The organism is Streptococcus sp. sy018 (assembly GCF_007859185.1).
Classification (GTDB): Bacteria; Bacillota; Bacilli; order Lactobacillales; family Streptococcaceae; genus Streptococcus.
Map to the genome: position 1 here is coordinate 57,595 of NZ_VOHN01000004.1, position 20,179 is coordinate 77,773.

15 protein-coding genes are annotated in these 20,179 nt (G+C 39.7%); all 15 read left to right on the forward strand.

Annotation, left to right across the window (positions count from 1 at the left end):
• Positions 1-69 precede the first annotated feature (69 nt).
• The 15 genes from gmk to FRX52_RS04525 all read left to right on the forward strand — a co-directional run bounded on the left by gmk (position 70) and on the right by FRX52_RS04525 (position 20,138).
• Positions 70-696: a guanylate kinase gene (gene gmk, locus FRX52_RS04455; RefSeq protein ID WP_146495923.1), complete on the forward strand. Its 627-nt coding sequence runs from the start codon at positions 70-72 to the stop codon at positions 694-696.
• 20 nt (positions 697-716) lie between these two features.
• Positions 717-1,034, forward strand: coding sequence for a DNA-directed RNA polymerase subunit omega (rpoZ, locus tag FRX52_RS04460; RefSeq protein ID WP_186603346.1), 318 nt, complete (start codon positions 717-719; stop codon positions 1,032-1,034).
• Positions 1,035-1,073: 39 nt separating this feature from the next.
• Positions 1,074-3,458: a primosomal protein N' gene (locus tag FRX52_RS04465; protein ID WP_146538642.1), complete on the forward strand. Its 2,385-nt coding sequence runs from the start codon at positions 1,074-1,076 to the stop codon at positions 3,456-3,458.
• A gap of 84 nt (positions 3,459-3,542) precedes the next feature.
• Positions 3,543-4,478 carry a methionyl-tRNA formyltransferase gene (gene fmt / locus FRX52_RS04470; protein WP_146538643.1) on the forward strand — a complete coding sequence of 312 codons (936 nt, stop codon included), beginning with the start codon at positions 3,543-3,545 and terminating at the stop codon, positions 4,476-4,478.
• Positions 4,468-5,790 carry a 16S rRNA (cytosine(967)-C(5))-methyltransferase RsmB gene (rsmB, locus tag FRX52_RS04475; protein WP_146538644.1) on the forward strand — a complete coding sequence of 441 codons (1,323 nt, stop codon included), beginning with the start codon at positions 4,468-4,470 and terminating at the stop codon, positions 5,788-5,790. The genes fmt and rsmB overlap by 11 nt, the downstream gene beginning before the upstream one ends.
• A gap of 35 nt (positions 5,791-5,825) precedes the next feature.
• The gene (locus tag FRX52_RS04480) at positions 5,826-6,563 is read left to right on the forward strand and encodes a Stp1/IreP family PP2C-type Ser/Thr phosphatase (protein ID WP_146495931.1); all 738 of its coding nucleotides are present in this window, start codon (positions 5,826-5,828) and stop codon (positions 6,561-6,563) included.
• Positions 6,563-8,515 (forward strand): Stk1 family PASTA domain-containing Ser/Thr kinase, encoded by a 1,953-nt coding sequence (gene pknB, locus FRX52_RS04485; protein ID WP_146538645.1) that lies wholly within the window; start codon positions 6,563-6,565, stop codon positions 8,513-8,515. The genes FRX52_RS04480 and pknB overlap by 1 nt, the downstream gene beginning before the upstream one ends.
• Before the next feature lie 107 nt (positions 8,516-8,622).
• On the forward strand, positions 8,623-9,321 hold the full coding sequence (liaF, locus tag FRX52_RS04490; protein WP_146538646.1) for a cell wall-active antibiotics response protein LiaF: 699 nt from the start codon (positions 8,623-8,625) through the stop codon (positions 9,319-9,321).
• On the forward strand, positions 9,318-10,328 hold the full coding sequence (locus FRX52_RS04495; RefSeq protein ID WP_146495937.1) for a sensor histidine kinase: 1,011 nt from the start codon (positions 9,318-9,320) through the stop codon (positions 10,326-10,328). The genes liaF and FRX52_RS04495 overlap by 4 nt, the downstream gene beginning before the upstream one ends.
• Positions 10,315-10,953, forward strand: a complete 639-nt coding sequence (locus FRX52_RS04500) for a response regulator transcription factor (RefSeq protein WP_146538647.1) — start codon at positions 10,315-10,317, stop codon at positions 10,951-10,953. Before FRX52_RS04495 ends, FRX52_RS04500 begins: the two co-directional genes overlap by 14 nt.
• Positions 10,954-10,991: 38 nt before the next feature.
• Complete coding sequence (locus FRX52_RS04505; RefSeq protein WP_146538648.1) at positions 10,992-12,395, forward strand: Cof-type HAD-IIB family hydrolase; 1,404 nt, start codon at positions 10,992-10,994, stop codon at positions 12,393-12,395.
• Positions 12,392-12,760, forward strand: a complete 369-nt coding sequence (locus FRX52_RS04510) for a S1 RNA-binding domain-containing protein (RefSeq protein ID WP_146495942.1) — start codon at positions 12,392-12,394, stop codon at positions 12,758-12,760. The genes FRX52_RS04505 and FRX52_RS04510 overlap by 4 nt, the downstream gene beginning before the upstream one ends.
• An 84-nt stretch (positions 12,761-12,844) precedes the next feature.
• A complete protein-coding gene (locus FRX52_RS04515) occupies positions 12,845-13,846 on the forward strand; it encodes an NAD-dependent epimerase/dehydratase family protein (RefSeq protein ID WP_146538649.1) in 1,002 nt (333 codons plus the stop codon).
• 255 nt (positions 13,847-14,101) lie between these two features.
• Positions 14,102-15,262, forward strand: coding sequence for a glycosyltransferase family 4 protein (locus FRX52_RS04520; protein ID WP_146538650.1), 1,161 nt, complete (start codon positions 14,102-14,104; stop codon positions 15,260-15,262).
• Positions 15,252-20,138, forward strand: coding sequence for an LPXTG cell wall anchor domain-containing protein (locus FRX52_RS04525; RefSeq protein WP_146538651.1), 4,887 nt, complete (start codon positions 15,252-15,254; stop codon positions 20,136-20,138). Before FRX52_RS04520 ends, FRX52_RS04525 begins: the two co-directional genes overlap by 11 nt.
• Positions 20,139-20,179: the final 41 nt, after the last annotated feature.

The window sequence follows — 20,179 nt, forward strand, 5'->3', positions numbered from 1 at the left end:
TTGATATTGTCTTGAAAAAATACTTAGATTTTGTTAAACTGTTAAGTGAGAACAAACAAGGAGTGTAAGATGTCTGAACGTGGGCTGTTAGTTGTTTTCTCGGGACCTTCGGGTGTCGGTAAAGGGACAGTGAGGCAAGAAATTTTTTCAACCCCAGATCATAAATTTGAGTATTCGGTATCAATGACCACCCGTCCGCAACGTCCAGGTGAGGTTGATGGCGTTGATTATTTTTTCCGTAGTCGTGAAGAATTTGAAGAGCTAATTCGTCAGGGGCAAATGCTGGAATATGCAGAGTATGTCGGTAACTACTATGGAACACCATTGACCTATGTTAATGAAACTTTGGACAAAGGAATTGATGTTTTTTTAGAAATCGAGGTACAAGGTGCCTTGCAGGTCAAAAAGAAAGTTCCAGATGGTGTCTTTATTTTCCTAACGCCACCAGACTTAGAGGAGTTGCAAAACCGTTTGGTTGGTCGAGGGACAGATAGTCAAGAAGTGATTGCTCAACGAATCGAGCGAGCTAAGGAAGAAATCGCTTTGATGCGAGAATATGACTATGTGGTTGTTAATGATGAAGTATCACTAGCTGCTGAAAGAGTCAAACGCATTATTGAAACGGAGCATTTTCGTGTCGAGCGTGTGATTGGTCATTACGATCAAATTATTAAAGCGACAACAGCCAAGAGATAAAGTTAGAAAGAGTAAATCTTATGATGTTAAAACCGTCAATCGATACCTTATTGGATAAGGTGCCGTCAAAGTATTCGTTAGTCATGTTGCAAGCTAAACGAGCTCATGAATTAGAGGCTGGAGCTGAGGCAACAATGACATTCACCTCAGTTAAGTCAACCTTGCAAGCCTTGGAAGAGATTGAGGCAGGTTTGGTCACTGTGCACCCCAATCCAGAAGAAAAACGTGCACAAGCACTTTTGAAAAAAGAACAAGAACGTCTTTTCCGTGAAGCTGAAGAGCAACGGATTAAAGAGCAAATTGCTAAAGAAAAAGAAGAAGAAGGTGGAAAAATCTAAGATTTTAATCTTAGATTTTTCATTATATAGGGAGGATAAATGAAAGTTGCCCAAGTTATTGTGGATATTCCCTTGATGCAGACGGATAGACCCTATTCTTATTTGATTCCAGATGAGCTTTTGTCCAATATTGAGTTGGGGAGCCGAGTGCATGTTCCATTTGGTCGAGGTAATCGTTTGCTGCAGGGGTTTGTGGTTGATATTACAGAAAATCAGTCATCTCAAGACTTAAAAGCAATTGTGGCTGTCCTTGATTTTTGGCCAGTATTGACAAGTGAACAGCTGTATTTGGCTAATCAGCTGCGTCATTCAGTCTTTTCTTATAAAATTTCGATTTTGAAAGCCATGCTGCCCAATCTTTTGAATTCTAATTATGACCGATTGTTGCAACCGACAGACCAGTTACTACCAGAAGATAGGCAGGCTATTTTTGGTGATAAGACTGAAATACCTTGGTCCAAGGTAAATCCTGTTTTACAGACTAAGGTCAATCAATTGGTTAAGCAAGGTCAAATCCTTACTTCTTACCAGGCCAAAGATAGAAAAACCTTGAAAATAGAACGTTATTACCGAGTTAAATTAGACCATCTACTTGACTTGGAAATCTCTAAACGGGCTAAGAAACGCTTGGAATTGCGTGATTATATAATAACTCATTCAGATGGTTTGCTTAAATCTCTTTATCATGATTTTTCTCGAGATCAGGTGGGCTATTTTATTGATAAGGGTGCTTTGGAGATTTCAGAAAAAGAAGTTAGCCGTAGTCAATTCTATTTTGAGCAAGTTGAATCGTCAAGTCCCCTTCAACTGAATGTGGAACAACAGAAGGCTTTTGAGCGAATTGTCGCTAAAATAGGTCAAACTGTGCAGACACCAGTTTTATTACAGGGCATTACTGGCAGTGGTAAAACGGAAGTTTATTTGCAGGTGATTGCGGAGGTCTTAAAAGCATCTAAAACAGCGATTGTCTTGGTTCCTGAGATTTCCTTGACTCCTCAAATGACCAGTCGGTTCATTTCACGATTTGGTCAGCAGGTCGCTATTTTACATTCAGCCTTATCAGATGGCGAAAAATTTGATGAATGGCGAAAGATAAAAACAGGTCAAGCCAAGGTGGTTGTGGGGGCTCGTTCAGCCATTTTTGCTCCTTTGGATAATATTGGTGCGATTATTATTGATGAAGAACATGAAGCCAGCTATAAACAAGAATCCAATCCTCGTTATCATGCGAGAGATGTGGCTCTTTTGCGAGCCAAATATCATCAAGCGGTATTGGTTTTGGGTTCGGCAACACCTAGTTTAGAAAGTCGAGCCAGAGCCAGTCGTGATGTCTATGATTTGGTCTATCTTAAAGAACGAGCCAATCCTAAGGCTAGTTTGCCTACCGTTCAAATCGTGGACTTTCGTGACTATCTTGGTCAACAAGAAATGGCTAATATCACCCCTCTTTTGCTAGATAAGATTAAAGAGCGGCTAGCTAAAAATGAACAGGTGGTTTTACTACTCAATCGTCGAGGTTATTCTAGTTTTGTCATGTGCCGTGAATGTGGTCAAGTAGAAAATTGTTCTAATTGCGATTTATCGCTTACCTTGCACATGGACACGAGATCTTTAAAATGCCATTATTGTGGTTGGCAAAAAGGGATTCCTGCTAACTGTCGTCATTGTGGTAGTCGTCATATTCGTTATTACGGCAGCGGCACTCAAAAAGCCTACGATGAATTGCAGCGGCTGTTGCCGACAGCCAAGATTTTACGCATGGATGTTGATACAACTAAGAAAAAAGGAGACCATCAACGTATTTTACAGGCGTTTGGAGAACATAAGGCAGACATTCTTTTGGGAACGCAAATGATTGCCAAGGGGTTAGATTTTGCTAATGTGACTCTAGTTGGTGTGCTCAATGCTGATACAGCCATCAATTTACCAGACTTTCGAGCGGCGGAGCGCACCTTTCAACTCTTGACCCAAGTAGCTGGTCGAGCTGGTCGGGCAGAGAAAAAAGGGGAGGTCCTTATTCAGACCTATAATCCTAAGAATTTTGCTATTCAATTTGCTAAAAACCAAGATTACGAAGGTTTTTATACTTATGAAATGCAAAACAGAAAACAGCTAGGCTATCCTCCTTATTACTATACAGTGGTGTTAAATATTTCTCATAAAACAGAAGAAGTCGCTATTGAAAAGTCTTACGAGGTCCTAAGCTATCTTAAAAATGTTCTATCTGATCAAGTTCGATTTTTGGGCCCTACCCCAAAAGCAGTGGCTCGAACCCACAATCTTTATCATTATCAAATTTTGATCAAATATCGTTTTGAATCTAAGTTGGAAGAAGCCCTGAACCATATTTTAGCCTTAACGCAATTACCAGAAAATCGCGAGTTGCGTCTAGTGATTGATAGTGAACCCCAACAGTTACTATAATCATCTTTTAGGTGCTAATTTTTAAAAATTATGCTAAAATGAGTAGATATTATAATAGCTAATTTAGCAAGATAAGGAGTAGGAATGACCAAACTAATCTTTATGGGAACCCCAACATTTTCGGCCACGGTTTTAGAAGGTCTTTTAGCTGATGACCGTTACCAAGTGCTTGCTGTTGTAACGCAGCCGGATCGTCTAGTCGGGCGTAAAAAGGAATTAAAAGAAACGCCAGTTAAAGAAGTGGCACGTCGTTATGATTTGCCGTGTTATCAGCCTGAAAAATTATCGGGTAGTAAAGAGATGGCTGATTTGATGAATTTAGGAGCAGATGGGATTATAACGGCTGCTTTTGGTCAGTTTTTACCTGAAAAATTGTTGCAGTTGGTAAGTTTTTCTGTCAATGTTCATGCGTCGCTGCTACCCAAGTACCGTGGTGGTGCACCGATTCATTATGCCCTTATCAATGGTGAGAAAGAAGTTGGGATCACCATTATGGAAATGGTCAAAAAGATGGATGCCGGTGACATGATTTCTAAAGCTAGTATTCCCATCTTAGATGAGGATAATGTGGGTACGCTTTTTGACAAGTTAGCTGTGGTTGGTCGTGACTTACTCTTGAAAACCTTACCCGCATATCTTTCTGGTGACTTAAAACCAGAACCTCAAGATGAGAGTCAAGTGTCCTTTGCTCCTAATATCAAACCTGAAGAAGAAATCTTGGACTGGAATAAGCCCGCAAGGAACTTGTTTAATCAAGTACGAGGGATGAATCCTTGGCCAGTCGCCCATACTTTCTTGGCTGGTCAACGCTTCAAAATTCATCAAGTAACAGTGGTTGACGGTCAAGGTCAGCCTGGGCAAATTATTGAAAAAACCAAAAAGAGTTTAGTGGTGGCGACTGGTCAAGGGGCAATTTCCTTAGTGACAGTTCAACCAGCAGGCAAGCCTAAGATGTTGATTAGTGATTTTCTCAATGGGCTTGGTCGAGACTTGAAGGTAGGAGATTATTTTGGTAAATAAGTGGCGAACCAGTGCGCGTGGGCTAGCTCTGATTATTTTACAAGAGATTTTAAGACAGGATGCTTACACGAATCTCGCTCTTAACAAGCATTTAGCTAATAGCCAGCTATCCTCACAGGATAAGAGTCTAGTTACAGAACTTGTTTATGGGACAGTGGCTCGTAAAATCACTTTAGAATGGTATTTGTCGCATTATTTGACAGACCGTAATCAACTAGAAGATTGGGTTTATGACTTGCTTTTGCTGAGCAGCTATCAGTTGATTTATTTAGATAAACTGCCAGCTCATGCTATTGTCAATGAAGCTGTTGAGTTGGCTAAAGCTAAGTCAAGCCATCAAGGTGCAGACAAACTTATCAATGCGGTTTTACGGCGAATGAGTCAAGAAGAATTACCCAATCCCAAGACGATTAAACGCGTCAATAAACGTTATTCAATTGTCTATTCCTTGCCAGTTTGGTTGGTGTCTAAGCTAATTGAACAATTTGGTCAAATTAGAGCAGAAGCTATTTTTGAGAGTTTATTGCTTAGAAGTAAGGCGAGTGTACGAGTGACCAATCCAGCCAATTTAGCCAGATTGGCTCAAGAATTTGAAGCAAAAGTGTCTGTACTGTCAGAAGTAGGGCTAGTCAAGACCACTGGTTATTTTGCAGGGACAGAAGCGTTTCAAAAAGGGGAGTTGACGATTCAAGATGAGTCGAGTCAATTGGTTGCTCCAACCTTAGCCTTGCAAGGTCACGAAACAGTTCTTGACGCTTGTAGTGCCCCAGGTGGTAAGACCACGCATTTAGCGAGCTATCTTACAACAGGACAGGTGACAGCACTGGATTTGTACGACCACAAACTAGCTCTAGTACAAGACAATGCCAAGCGTCTAGGGCTTTCAGATAAGATAGTCACCAAACGCTTAGACGCCACTCAGGTGCATCAGGTGTTTGCGCCAGATACTTTTGATAAAATTTTAGTGGATGCCCCTTGTTCAGGGATTGGTCTGTTGCGTCGTAAGCCAGATATTAAATATAATAAATCGCTACAAGATTTTGCAAGTTTACAAGAAATTCAGCTCGCCATTTTAGATAGTGTTAGTCAGGTACTAAAAAAAGGTGGCTTATTGACTTATAGTACTTGTACGATTTTTAAGGAAGAAAACCAAGACGTTTTAAGACAGTTTTTGGCTAGCCATCCTAATTTTGAACAGGTGGTATTAAGTCATCCCCAAACAAATATTGAACAGGATGGTTGTTTGGTTATCACACCTGAACTATACCAAACAGATGGATTTTTTATAGGTCAGCTAAGACGAAAGTCATAGAATGAAAGGAGACTGACTCGGTCAGGAGAAAACACATGAAATTAGCACTTTTAACAGATATTGGCCAGAAACGGTCAAGCAATCAAGACTATATCAATAAATACGATAATAAAGCAGGTATCACTCTATTATTATTAGCTGATGGTATGGGTGGACATCGAGCTGGTAATATTGCCAGTGAAATGACTGTGACAGACTTGGGTCGAGAGTGGGTTAATACAGATCTGACAGATGTCAGTCAAATTCGTGACTGGCTCAATGATGTTGTTGAAAAAGAGAACCAGAAGATCTATGACTTGGGTCAGCATGATAATTATAAAGGAATGGGAACAACCATTGAGGCGCTTGCTATTGTTGATAATAGTATCGTTTATGCTCACTTAGGAGATTCACGAATTGGCTTGGTTCGTCAACAAACCTACACACTCTTGACTAGTGATCATTCTTTGGTGAATGAACTGGTTAAAGCTGGTCAAATCACTCCTGAAGAAGCCGCTAATCATCCACAAAAAAATATTATTACCCAATCTATTGGGCAACATAAACCTGTTGAGTTGGAATTAGGTATGCAAACTTTGGAACCAGGTGATTATTTGGTTGTTAATAGTGATGGCTTGACCAATATGATTTCAGAACAAAACATTATTGATGTTCTTGAACAGGACATGGATTTACAAAATAAGGCTAAATTATTAGTGTCTTTAGCCAATGAAGCAGGTGGACTTGATAATATTACAGTAGCCTTATTGCACCTAGAAAGTGAGGAAGGGTAATGATACAGATTGGCAAATTATTTGCTGGTCGTTATCGTATCCTAAAATCAATCGGACGTGGTGGTATGGCGGATGTTTATCTTGCCAAGGATCTGATTTTAGATAATGAAAGAGTAGCCATCAAGGTACTTAGAACCAATTATCAAACTGATCAGGTGGCGATTGCACGTTTTCAACGTGAGGCGCGTGCCATGGCAGAACTTAGCCACCCTAATATTGTTGCGATTCGAGATATTGGAGAAGAGGACGGTCAGCAATTCTTAGCAATGGAATATGTTGACGGTGCAGACTTGAAAAAGTATATTTCAGAGTATGCTCCCCTTTCTAATCAAGAAGTGGTGCGAATCATGAAAGAAGTCCTATCAGCGATGACTAGGGCACATGAACAAGGTATTGTACACCGTGATCTTAAACCACAAAATATTTTATTGACCAAGGATGGTACGGTTAAGGTGACAGATTTTGGTATTGCTGTTGCCTTTGCTGAAACCAGCCTAACTCAGACCAATTCAATGCTAGGTAGTGTTCACTACTTGTCACCTGAACAAGCTAGAGGCTCCAAAGCGACCATTCAAAGCGACATTTACGCTATGGGGATAATGCTCTTTGAAATGTTAACAGGGCAGATTCCTTATGATGGTGATAGTGCAGTGGCCATTGCTCTTAAGCATTTCCAAAACCCCTTGCCTTCTATTATTGAGCGTAACGCTCAGGTTCCTCAAGCCTTGGAAAATGTGGTCATTCGAGCGACTGCCAAGAAAAAGGAAAATCGTTACCGTTCAACTGATGAGATGAGTAAAGATTTGGAAACGGTTCTTAATACGCAACGGTTGCGTGAAAAGAAGTTGATGTTTAATGATGATGCCACAACTAATAAAATCAAACCTCAACTTGAGAATAGCACAGCTAAATCAACCACAGAGCAGTTATTAAAGCAACCCAAAAAGATGGCATTTAGTTCAAAACTAGCACCGAAGTCAGTGCCAGTTAAGAAAAAAAACACTAATAAAAAACGAAAGCTACTTCCAGCAACTCTCAAGATTTTGTTTGCCTGCTTTGCCTTATTAACGCTATTGCTTGCTTTTTTCCTATTAACTCGACCACAAACGATAGCTGTTCCTAATTTAGCTGAACAGGATTTGGCGACAGCTAAAAAGGCCTTGGCAGATACAGGCTTGACCTTAGGAAATGTCTATGAAGAAGAAAATGAAAAAGTTGCTTCTGGACAAGTCATTCGAACCAATCCAGTAGCAGGGACAGAGCGTCGTGAAGGGGCAAAGATAGACCTTTATCTTTCAACTGGTTCAGCCAAACCTTCAGAGGATACGTTTACCATGCCTGATTATTTTGAAATGGATTACCAAACAGCTGTCAGTGATTTGGTTGCGAATTATAATGTTTTGGAATCTCAAATTGAAGTTAAGTATCAGGTTAACGAGGAGTATTTAGCAGGAACAGTTCTTTCACAAACTCCTAAAGCAGGCAGTCAATTCGACCCACAATCAAAGAAAAAGATTGTTTTTCAAGTAGCAACGAGTGAAGAAGTGATGATGCCAAGTTTAGTTGGGCTTAGTTACGAAGAAGCCCTAAATCAATTGACAGATTTGGGAATCTCAACATCATCTATTACCGCCTATACAGCTGATGGCAGTCAAGTGGTAACCTCGCCAAACGCAGACACGCTTGTACTTGCCCAATCACCTTACTATGGTGACACGATTAGTCTGTCTAATTCAGATGGTATCAGCCTTTATTTAGAAGTGCTAGAAGTTTCTTCACCAAGCTCAAGCGTTAGTCGTAACACAACGACAACGACTGTTTCTGAATCGACAAGTACTAGTCGTTCCAGTGGCACAATTGATTCAACTTCATCGACATCAACCAGTCTGGATAAAGAAAGTTCTTCTAGTCAGATTGAATCAGAAACGGAATCAAGCAGTTTGGGAGAATAATAAAAAAAAACTGAGTCTAGACTCAGTTTTTTTGTTTGTAGTAATGAAAGGGAAATGAATTTTTTTTATTTTTTTGATAAAATAGCAAGAAGTAGGAGGACAGCCTGGTGAAAAAATTTCAATTGTTTTTAGTCGTTGAGAGTTTACTCTTAACCATGGCTTTTTTAACCATTTTGGCCAGTGATTTCTCAGCAGCAGTCTGTATTTTGGTCATGGTTCTCTTAGTCTTGCGTTTTTATAATTTGGGAAGTCGTAGCAATTTTCTATTGACCGCTGGTCTTTTATTGCTTTTTTTGATTTTTATGCTCAATCCCTATGTGATTGCCGCCATTCTTTTTGCGGTTGCCTATATCTTAATCAATCATTTTTCTCAAGTGAAGCAAAATAACCGCAGGGCCCTGATTCAGTTTGAAAAAGACGAACTAGATGTTAGACCAAAACGTAACAAGTGGATTGGTAGTAAACAACATTTAATAAGTGATGATTATTGTTTTGATGACATCAATATTATTAGGGTAACAGGAAGTGACACCATTGATCTTTCTCAAGTCATTATTAAAGGCAAGGATAATGTGATTGTGATTCGTAAAGTTTATGGTCCCACCCAAATTCTTGTCCCCCTTGATGTAACGGTCAAATTAGATGTCAGTGCGGTGTATGGCAATGTGACGTATTTTGATTTTCCAGCTTATGATTTGCGTAATGAAAGTATCAAATTAAGTCAGCCAGCCGATCAAGATTTACTCAAATCAGTCAAGTTGATTGTCAGTGTGATTGCTGGTTCAGTTGAGGTGAAACGCCTGTGAGAAAATCTTATTTAGTACTATTGTTCATCTACTCCTCGCTAGCCATCTTTTCTATGGTTTTTACCATTATTACCAGCTTGGAATTAGATGTCTTTCAGCTCATCAACAATACCTGGATTTTAGAACGCTTTTTGTTTTCAATCACCCTGTTAATTTTCTCCTTGTTAATTTTATTGGTCTTGCTTTGGGTCATCATGGATGACAGTAGTAAGCGTCATCTCAACCATAATTTACGACGAATTTTAAATAACCAAGCCATTCCTCAACAAATTGATAGCGAAACAGGTCGTAATCTCATGCGATTGTCAACCAAGGTTAATCGTTTAACCACGAGTTTACAAAATACTGAAAATGCCCGTATCTTGAACAGTCAGGAAATTGTCAAACAAGAACGACGACGAATTGCAAGAGACCTTCATGATACAGTTAGTCAGGAACTCTTTGCGTCTTCCATGATGATTTCAGGTCTTTCTCAGAGTTTAGATGGTTTAGAAACAGACCAACTCAAAACTCAATTGCTTGCTGTGGAAGAGATACTTGGTAAGGCTCAAAATGACTTGAGAGTGATGTTGCTGCATCTCAGACCAACTGAGCTAGAAGATAGAACTCTGGAACAAGGTTTGGCCATGATTTTACGCGAACTGACCGATAAGAGTAATATTGAGGTTACTTATCATAAATCAATTGGTAAACTTCCTAAAGTGATTGAAGATAACCTTTTTCGGATTGCTCAGGAATTTATCAGTAACACCTTAAAGCATGCTCAAGCGACTCGTTTGGAAGTTTATTTACAAGAAAAAGAAACAGAAGTTGAGTTGAAAATGGTGGATAATGGTCGTGGTTTTGATCTCAATGTTGCTCGTGAATTAAGTTATGGGTTGACTAATATACAAGAACGAGTTGACGATCTTGCAGGCACGATGACTTTTTTAACCAGTCTTGGTAACGGGGTGTCTATGGATATTCATGTGCCAATAGTGAAAGGGAAAGAAGATGGAAAAAATTAACGTGATTTTGATTGACGATCATGAAATGGTGCGTCTAGGCTTGAAAAGTTTTCTCAATTTACAAGCTGATGTGGAAGTCATCGCTGAAGCTTCTGACGGTAAGACAGGTGTGGAACTCGCCTTAGAATTAAAACCAGATGTGGTGGTTATGGATTTGGTTATGCCAGAAATGGATGGTGTCGAAGCCACCTTAACCCTCTTAAAACAATGGAAGACAGCTAAAATCTTAGTCTTGACCTCTTATTTGGATAATGAAAAAATTTACCCCGTCATCGAAGCTGGAGCCAAGGGTTACATGCTCAAAACCTCTAGTGCAGCAGAGATTCTCCACAGTATCCGTAAAGTAGCCCAAGGCGAGCTAGCCATTGAAACAGAAGTGGACAAAAAAATCAAATATCATGATGAACATCCTGATTTACATGATGAGTTGACAGCGCGTGAACGTGATGTTTTGAAACTCTTGACCAAGGGGTATGACAATCAAACCATTGCTGATGAACTCTTTATTTCCTTGAAAACGGTTAAGACCCATGTATCAAACATCTTAGCCAAATTGGAAGTAGAAGATCGCACGCAGGCAGTCGTTTATGCTTTTCGTCATCACTTAGTTGCTCAAGATGATTAAGATGATATAATAGAAGTAGTGAATGGAGAGAACATAAAATGGATATTAAAACAAAATACAAGGCAAAAAAAATCAAAGCAGTCTTTTTTGATATTGATGATACTTTACGAGTTAAGGATACAGGCTACATTCCTGAAAAGATTACCATGGTTTTTGAGCAACTGAAAGCTAAAGGGATTTTGACAGGGATTGCATCAGGACGTAGTATGTATGGTGTTGTTCCAGAAATTCGTGACCTGAAACCAGATTACTTTGTGACCTTAAATGGTGCCTACGTTATCGACAAAAAAGGTAAGGAGATTTTCAATCAACCTTTTAAGAAAGAACAAGTGGCAGCCTTTGTGGCTTGGTGTCAAGAGCTGAATATAGCTTACGGATTTGTTGGGAAAGAAGGACAGCCAGTCGTGTCTGAATCAAGCCCAATCATTGATGAGGCCTTGGTGCCCGTTTATGGTGATTGTCCTGTTGTGCCAGATTTTTATCAAACCAATGCGGTTTATCAGATGTGGACTTTTACAAAAACCAATGCTGACCTTGTGCTACCTGACTGTTTAGCTCAAGACATGCGTTTAGTTCCTTGGCATCCGCATTCTTCTGATTTGGTTCAAACCGGCATGTCCAAAGCACGAGGCTTGGAAGAAGTACTGGCGACAGAAAAGCTGAAAGTAGAGCAGATTTTGTTCTTTGGTGATGGTCTGAATGACCTGGAGATGTTTGATGTTGTCGGTCTAAAAATTGCTATGGGCAATGCGGTTGATGCCCTGAAAGCCAAGGCTGATTACGTGACAAAAACAGTGGAAGAAGACGGGATTTATCATGCCTTGGTCGAATTAGGTTTAATTGAAGCTCAACTTAGCTTGCCTCAATTGCATCTAGATCAAGTTCAAGGAAGTAAAGCCATTATTAAAACCAATATGGGCGACTTATCCTTACAATTATTTGATGACTTGGCACCCAAAACAGTTGCCAACTTTCTTGCTTTGGCAAAGGAGGGCTATTATGAGGGGGTGATTTTCCATCGTGTAATCAATGATTTTATGATTCAAGGTGGTGATCCAACTGGAACTGGTATGGGTGGCCAGTCGATTTACGGCGATAGTTTTGAAGATGAATTTTCTGAAGAACTCTACAATCTTCGTGGTGCTTTGTCGATGGCAAATGCAGGGCCAAATACTAACGGTAGTCAGTTCTTTATTGTGCAAAATCAGCATTCTCCATATAGTGCCAAGGAATTGATGAGAGGTGGCTGGCCAAAAGAGATTGCTGAGCGTTATACTAAGGGGGGCACTCCCCATCTGGACCGTCGTCATACCGTTTTTGGTCACTTGTTAGATCAAGCTTCTTATGAGGTTTTGGATAAGATTGCTGCAGTGGAAACGGATTTTGCTGATAAACCTAAGGAAGACGTCATCATCACAGCTATTGAGGTTATTCAAACATGAAAATTGGAGATAAACTAAACGGTCAGATTGTGGGTATCAAGCCTTATGGTGCTTTTGTTGAGCTGGAAAAAGACAAAATTGGTCTGATTCACATTTCAGAAGTTAAGGCAGGTTATATTGATAACATTTACAAAAATTTAAGTGTCGGTCAAAAAGTGACGGTTCAGATCATTGATTTGGATGAATATAGCCAAAAAATCAGCCTATCCCTGCGTAGTTTGGAAGAAGAGGGTTATATCTCTCAACCCAAACATCGTTTTTCCAATAGCCGTTATAAAATTGGTTTCAAACCTCTAGCTAAAGCCCTGCCCAATTGGATTGATGAAAGTCTGGCATTTTTGAAAAAAGATACCCCAACGAATTAACGATTAGTTAATTCGTTTTTGTTTTCTAAATTATTTAATATAAACAAATAATTTGACAAAATAGAGGGGGGGGGTAAAATTAAGGTGATTGGTATTGTCATTATTGGCTATAAGAATAATACTAATAAGAATTTTCCATTATTTGCAGCCTTAGGAAGTTCTGATGAAAAAGATCGATCAAGCGAAAGAAAAATGAATATTTTAGTAACAGGTGGACTAGGTTATTTAGGTTCACATCTTTGTCTAGCCTTAAAAAACCATAAGTTATTCGTTGTTGACAATGAAAAAAGTCATTCAATCACGGCGGAGCATTTGCAAAATCTTGTACCGTTTACTTATTACAAAAGAGATATTAGAGAACCGTTAGACGATATTTTTCAAAACCATCAAATTGATGTTGTTTTTCATATGGCATCATTAAAATCAATAGGGGACTCAATGGAAGACCAAGATAACTATTACGATAATAATTATACTGGTTCTGTTAATCTGTTGAATACGATGATGACCTATCATTGTGACTATATGATTTTTAGTTCATCAATTTCTGTTTATGGTGAGACGGATATCATTACAAAAGAAACGGATGAGCCTAAACCAAATAATCCATATAGCCAGTATAAATTAGATTTTGAACAGGTGTTACAACACAGCTCGATCAATGCAACAATATTTAGATATACCAATCCAGCAGGCTGTCATCCTTTACTCAATCAAAAAGATCAAAGTCTTTTTTCAAAATTGAATCAAGATGATTTTTTGATGATTTATGGAGGTGATTATGCAACGGAAGACGGAACAGCTAGAAGAGATTATATTCATGTTGATGATTTAGTTGAGGCGCATATTAAGGCATTGAATTTAAGAGGATTTCATCTCTTTAATTTAGGTAGTGGTCAAAGTGTTTCAGTATTAGAGATTGTTAAACAGATAAAAAAACCTTATCAGATAACAAGCCGGCGAGCTGGTGATGTCGCCATATCGCAAACTAATATCGAAAACATTAAAAAGACTTTGAACTGGCACCCCAAAAAGTCAATCAAAGATATTCTTCAATCTTATGAAAATATCAGCAAAAGAGACTAGAAATGACCTCTTAGTCTGATATAGACGATCAATCAAAACATCAAGTTGACCTGAAACATGAGGTACTATACCAAGACTGATTTGCTCAACCACTCAGATGAAACTAAGGAGGTTTTGCAAAGTAAATCTCAAGCCTTGGTTAGTCATCTAACCGTTAGTTACAACATCAATTATCAATTGTGACCTGATGAATAGTCACCAGATCTTGAAGGGTGTAACAACAAATTTAATAAAAGTATATTTGGAACAAATTTTATGACGGTTTACACTATATTTTATCGTTTTCCTAATACGGTTACTGGTTTTGTCAGTACTTTTCAAACTAGACAAAAGATGTGTAACCAGTTGAAAATTTCACATAAATTGATTTTGTCACAATTGCCTTATAAGCCCAATAAACCCTGGTTTTTACACTTTAAAGGTGTCAACAAATACCATAGTGTGCTCGATAAATCATCCATATCAAGAGATTTTTTATCAGTAAAAAAAGAAGACATTCCTTTTCCGATAAAGGAGTGTTGCGAGGTAGATGGGTATGTGTTGTGGGCGGTTGATGATGACGGAGTATTTCACTATTACACCAGTCAAGAACTATATTCTTATAACTTAAGCTCATATACTCTATATGATAAAAACGGTATGATTGAGCAAGGGACAAATGACACCTTGTTAGAGTCTATGGTGGATTATCTAGTTGATAATTGTAACAGTAGTGACGTCATTATTAGTGATGAAGTCATTGGACAACCTCTAAAAATAAAAAGATTTGTTGTCAATACCAATAAGAAATTTTTCACAGTGCTACACCATAACGTTTTATCTCCAAAAATGAGGGCTAGTATTTGCCGATGGTCAAAGATCATCTCGTCATCAGAAGTTCTACAAGAACGACTGGAAAAGGTGGATATTAAAACCACGTTTTTACCACCCATCACAGTTGATAAGGTTGAGAGAAAAACTTATCAAAACCTTGACAACTTTTGTACGGTTGGCGTGTCAGATGTCAAACGGGTAACAGAACTAATTGATTATTTTGGGCAACAGCTACCAGATAAAACCTTGACAGTATATGGTAATGAAACGATTTATAAACAGTATGACAATGTTGTCTATGCTGGAATTTTAGATCAAGTACCTTACGAAAAACATCAAGCCTACATCTCCAACTCTGAGAGTGAATGCTTTGCAAATTCAGCTATTGAAGCGTCAGCTCATGGATTGGTGTTGTTCTTATCAAAGGTCGATTTAGCACATAACTACTATGCCAAAATGGATTCAAACATTGAGGTATTTGAAAACTTGAGTGAGTTAGAATTCAAAGACTATCATCACTCGTCAACGATAGCTGAACATTATTTAACAGAAAAACATCTAACTGCGTATCAACGCATACTAGGAGGTACTTATGCAAACTAAAGAAATTTTTTCGTTGAGAAAATATAAAAATGGTCGAACAGAATCGGCTAAACTGGGAACGTTAGCTTTCGTTTTGGGAGCAGCAGCTGTGGCAGCTCCGTCTGTATCAGCTGATACGACAATTACAGATACTGTAGATAATGATACAGTGACGTATTCGGCTGTTGTTGAATCAGGAGAGACTGCTCCAGCAGTTTTAGATCACACAGGGGACGCAGAAGGAACAGTTACCTTAGATTATACAGAAACAACTACAATTTCATACGTCAAAGAAGGCACAACGGTAGAATTAGAGCCAAACGTTGAAGTATCATCAAGTGGAACAATTGACGTTGATTATGATAAAGAAGGTATGAATGCTGAAACGGATGGTAAAGCCTACCGTGGTAACGAAACAGTCGCAGCTTCTACTGTAGATGAGCAACGTAAAGAAACCATTGAAACATCTGACAGAACCTATGAATATGTTAGCACAGAAAAGGTTCAAGGTAACAAAGTAACTGAAACGGCATTTAACGAGATTAAAGTAAGCACAAGTGTTGAAAATATGCACTTAGCTAACGGTGGAGTAAACTATAATAATGTCAGCGGTAAAACTTACATTGTTGAAGAACTCACTGATGGTCAATATGGCAATGTTGTCGAAACAGACAGTGCTACTGATGATGCGAGTGTTCTTTCTGCTTATCAAAATGGTACGAAAAAAGATCTAAGTGCGATCACATTTACTCCTAATGACAATATTATTGTCGTTGAACGAGATTTACTAGCAGAGAAATCGGTTGTAGAGGGTGAAGCACTTGACAAAACTTATACCTATCGAGGTTCGACATGGTATATTGGTGGAGACACAACATGGCCGTTTGTGTATGAAAACAGCTTTGGGGAACAGTATTATGCTGACTATGAGGATAGAGTAAGTGACCTTGTAACTACCTATTTCCGTGATAAGAAGTTGACCGAATTACCAAGAAGAGTTGCTTTGGAATACATGGTCAATGGTCGAGTGTTTGGTGGATTTGCTAGACCAGAGAATTACCCATTCACGAGCATGACCATGGTCAAAACTGACGAAGGTTTTAGACGAGAAGGTTTTAATGCAGGAGTTTATGATGGCTCTGAATCTGGCAAACAAACTCCTTGGGCTACAAGAGGCGACCAGTTCACAACTTATGCTGAAAATAACGTGACAGATACAGTATTTGATTCAACAACTGATGAAGAGTTCATCGCAAAACTGAATCAAATGTTGCCAGAATTTGACCTATTCAAACAATATGCTTTGGCTTTACCTGAAACATTGACGGCTAAACAAGTTGTAGAACAAATCTCAAAAATAGATTCGGTTGTTCAAGCATACATGAAACAGGAAGCAAAAGTAGAAGCTGAAAAAATACGTCAGACTTACGACGGTCGCTTCACAGCAACAGCTTCAACAAGTGTCGATGGTATAGATGCAACAGAGACGACAACAGCTGAACCACTTAACGAAACTTGGTCAGCTACAGAGAGAGATGTGACCTTTACTGGTAAAGATGCTGATACAACAACCTATACCGGTCGAGAAATCTATGGAGTAGTTCGTGCTTATAAGGTCGTAGATGATACGCCAGCTCGCATCATTCACTACTATAGAGAAGTTGAGCCAGTTGAAAGTCCAGAAGGTGATGTAGTTGAAACAAGCGGTCGAGTTCTTGTTCAATACCTAATCGAAGGTACGGAAACACAACTGAAAGATGAAGTTGTGGCAAAAGAGGCAGTCGTTAGTCGTACCCAACATTATGTGACTAAATCTGGTAATGTCTTAGTATCAGAAAGAGACGAAACAACAGCTACTAACGAAACGTATGACACCAAGCCATTCACAGAACAAACCATTACTGCGGATAATGGATTAGTTTATGAATTAGTTCAAAAACGTTCAGGTGAAGAAACAGGCACGTTGTCAGAAGGAGAATTGGTTGTTATTTATGACTACCGTTTGATGACTGAAGAAACGGCAGAAGGTGAGCCAACTGAAGTTACGGGGACAGTGGTTGTTGAGTACTTGATAGAAGGAACAGACACAGTAATCAAGGACGAAGTAGTAGCCAAAGAAGGTGTTGTCAGCCGTACCCAAACGTATGTCACAAAATCAGGAGATGTTGTTCTCTCAAGTCGTGACGAAGTAACACCAACGGAAGAAAACTATGATGTTACCGATTCAGTACCAAGCAGCATTACAGCAGCAGATGGTAAGGTCTATGAACTTGTTCAAAAACGTTCAGGTGAATCAAGTGGTCTTCTTACAGAAGGTGAAACTCGAGTAGTTTATGACTACCGTCTAGTAACGGAAGAAACGGCAGACGGCGAGCCAACTGAAGTTACGGGAACAGTGGTTGTTGAGTACTTGTTAGAAGGAACAGACACAGTAATCAAGGATGAAGTAGTAGCCAAAGAAGGTGTTGTCAGCCGTACCCAAACGTATGTCACAAAATCAGGAGATGTTGTTCTCTCAAGTCGTGACGAAATAACAACAACTGGTGAGAACTATGATGTCACTGATTCAGTACCAAACAGCATTACAGCAGCAGATGGTAAGGTCTATGAACTCGTTCAAAAACGTTCAGGTGAATCAAGTGGTCTTCTTACAGAAGGTGAAACTCGAGTAGTTTATGACTACCGTCTAGTAACGGAAGAAACAACAGACGGCGAGCCAACTGAAGTTACGGGAACAGTGGTTGTTGAGTACTTGTTAGAAGGAACAGACACAGTAATCAAGGACGAAGTAGTAGCCAAAGAAGGTGTTGTCAGCCGTACCCAAACGTATGTCACAAAATCAGGAGATGTTATTCTCTCAAGTCGTGATGAAGTAACAACAACTGGTGAGAACTATGATGTCACCGATTCAGTACCAAGCAGCATTACAGCAGCAGACGGTAAGGTCTATGAACTTGTTCAAAAACGTTCAGGTGAATCAAGTGGTCTTCTTACAGAAGGTGAAACTCGAGTAGTTTATGACTACCGTCTAGTAACGGAAGAAACAGCAGACGGTGAGCCGACTGAAGTTACAGGAACAGTGGTTGTTGAGTACTTGTTAGAAGGAACAGACACATCAATCAAGGACGACGTAGTAGCCAAAGAAGGTGTTGTCAGCCGTACCCAAACGTATGTCACGAAATCAGGAGATGTTGTTCTCTCAAGTCGTGACGAAGTAACACCAACAGAAGAAAGCTATGATGTTACCGATTCAGTACCAAGCAGCATTACAGCAGCAGATGGTAAGGTCTATGAACTTGTTCAAAAACGTTCAGGTGAATCAAGTGGTCTTCTTACAGAAGGTGAAACTCGAGTAGTTTATGACTACCGTCTAGTAACGGAAGAAACAGCAGACGGTGAGCCAACTGAAGTTACAGGAACAGTGGTTGTTGAGTACTTGTTAGAAGGAACAGACACATCAATCAAGGACGACGTAGTAGCCAAAGAAGGTGTTGTCAGCCGTACCCAAACGTATGTCACAAAATCAGGAGATGTTGTTCTCTCAAGTCGTGACGAAGTAACACCAACAGAAGAAAGCTATGATGTTACCGATTCAGTACCAAGCAGCATTACAGCAGCAGACGGTAAGGTCTATGAACTTGTTCAAAAACGTTCAGGTGAATCAAGTGGTCTTCTTACAGAAGGTGAAACTCGAGTAGTTTATGACTACCGTCTAGTAACGGAAGAAACAGCAGACGGCGAGCCAACTGAAGTTACAGGAACAGTGGTTGTTGAGTACTTGTTAGAAGGAACAGACACAGTAATCAAGGACGAAGTAGTAGCCAAAGAAGGTGTTGTCAGTCGTACTCAAACGTATGTCACAAAATCAGGAGATGTTGTTCTCTCAAGTCGTGACGAAGTAACACCAACAGAAGAAAGCTATGATGTTACCGATTCAGTACCAAGCAGCATTACAGCAGCAGACGGCAAGGTCTATGAACTTGTTCAAAAACGTTCAGGTGAATCAAGTGGTCTTCTTACAGAAGGTGAAACTCGAGTAGTTTATGACTACCGTCTAGTAACGGAAGAAACAGCAGACGGCGAGCCAACTGAAGTTACAGGAACAGTGGTTGTTGAGTACTTGTTAGAAGGAACAGACACAGTAATCAAGGACGAAGTAGTAGCCAAAGAAGGTGTTGTCAGTCGTACTCAAACGTATGTCACAAAATCAGGAGATGTTGTTCTCTCAAGTCGTGACGAAGTAACACCAACAGAAGAAAGCTATGATGTTACCGATTCAGTACCAAGCAGCATTACAGCAGCAGACGGCAAGGTCTATGAACTTGTTCAAAAACGTTCAGGTGAATCAAGTGGTCTTCTTACAGAAGGTGAAACTCGAGTAGTTTATGACTACCGTCTAGTAACGGAAGAAACACCAGAGCCGACTCCGGAACCAACGCCAGAGCCGACTCCGGAACCAACGCCAGAGCCAACTCCGGAACCAACACCAGAGCCGACTCCGGAACCAACGCCAGAGCCGACTCCGGAACCAACACCAGAGCCGACTCCGGAACCAACGCCAGAGCCGACTCCGGAACCAACACCAGAGCCAACTCCGGAACCAACGCCAGAGCCGACTCCGGAACCAACGCCAGAGCCGACTCCGGAACCAACACCAGAGCCGACTTCGGAACCAGCGCCAGAACCAAGCAAACCAAGCAAACCAAGCAAATCAACTAAATCAGTTGAAGTTCCGAAGACAAGAACATCGAACTCAAAAACTCCAACAAGTAAAGAAACTCATAATACACAAGTACTACCAAATACAGGTGATACAAGTTCAGTTGCAACAACCTTGATGGGATTGAGTTCAGTGCTAGGATCATTGGGAATGGCTTTACGCAAACGTCGTAAATAACGATTAAAAACGAATTAACAATCTGTTAATTCGTTTTTTTT

What these genes read in the sequence shown, in the direction of transcription:
- gmk (WP_146495923.1), top strand. Translation starts at nt 70, where the DNA reads ATGTCTGAACGTGGGCTGTTAGTTGTTTTCTCGGGACCTTCGGGTGTC.
- rpoZ (WP_186603346.1), top strand. Translation starts at nt 717, where the DNA reads ATGATGTTAAAACCGTCAATCGATACCTTATTGGATAAGGTGCCGTCA.
- FRX52_RS04465 (WP_146538642.1), top strand. Translation starts at nt 1,074, where the DNA reads ATGAAAGTTGCCCAAGTTATTGTGGATATTCCCTTGATGCAGACGGAT.
- fmt (WP_146538643.1), top strand. Translation starts at nt 3,543, where the DNA reads ATGACCAAACTAATCTTTATGGGAACCCCAACATTTTCGGCCACGGTT.
- FRX52_RS04480 (WP_146495931.1), top strand. Translation starts at nt 5,826, where the DNA reads ATGAAATTAGCACTTTTAACAGATATTGGCCAGAAACGGTCAAGCAAT.
- pknB (WP_146538645.1), top strand. Translation starts at nt 6,563, where the DNA reads ATGATACAGATTGGCAAATTATTTGCTGGTCGTTATCGTATCCTAAAA.
- FRX52_RS04500 (WP_146538647.1), top strand. Translation starts at nt 10,315, where the DNA reads ATGGAAAAAATTAACGTGATTTTGATTGACGATCATGAAATGGTGCGT.
- FRX52_RS04505 (WP_146538648.1), top strand. Translation starts at nt 10,992, where the DNA reads ATGGATATTAAAACAAAATACAAGGCAAAAAAAATCAAAGCAGTCTTT.
- FRX52_RS04510 (WP_146495942.1), top strand. Translation starts at nt 12,392, where the DNA reads ATGAAAATTGGAGATAAACTAAACGGTCAGATTGTGGGTATCAAGCCT.
- FRX52_RS04520 (WP_146538650.1), top strand. Translation starts at nt 14,102, where the DNA reads ATGACGGTTTACACTATATTTTATCGTTTTCCTAATACGGTTACTGGT.
- FRX52_RS04525 (WP_146538651.1), top strand. Translation starts at nt 15,252, where the DNA reads ATGCAAACTAAAGAAATTTTTTCGTTGAGAAAATATAAAAATGGTCGA.